The 504-nt window shown below is 35.3% G+C and carries 1 protein-coding gene; it reads left to right on the forward strand.

The features are described 5' to 3' along the window. Positions 1–162: 162 nt before the first annotated feature. The coding region (locus ACFIO3_RS15920) for a ribonuclease HII (protein ID WP_375704846.1) at positions 163–504 on the forward strand (342 nt) is incomplete at its 3' end.

A 504-nucleotide genomic window follows, 5' to 3' on the forward strand; every position in this document is an offset into this window, starting at 1 on the left:
GAAAAATGGACAATAGGATACTCTTTATCTCATGGTTTGTTTTTATCTTTTGTGTAAGAATTCGCAGAATGTTTGAAGAGCTATTTAAAACTGTAATGCTTGCAAAAAATAAGCAGGCTACAGAAATAAGTGTATATTTGTTGTATTTGTGATTTATCAAAGATGTTTAATGTGCCACTTCAACCAAATTTTTCGTACGAATTGGATTTGCAAAAACAGGGTTTTTTTCATATAGCAGGTGTTGATGAAGTAGGACGGGGGCCTCTCGCTGGACCTGTGGTAACGGCAGCAGTTATCTTGGATAAAGATCGTATTCCTAATGGGTTAAATGATTCAAAAAAACTTTCTTTTCTCCAACGAAATAGATTTTATCATGAAATTTTGCAAAGTGCATTAGCGGTTTCAGTTGCTAGTGTTTGCGCTCGTGCAATTGATCAATCTAATATTAGACAAGCAACTTTAGAAGCAATGCGTCGCTGTATTAAAGGATTAGCTGTTTCAGCC

The sequence above is a fragment of the Bartonella sp. AD328YNZD genome (genome assembly GCF_042196425.1).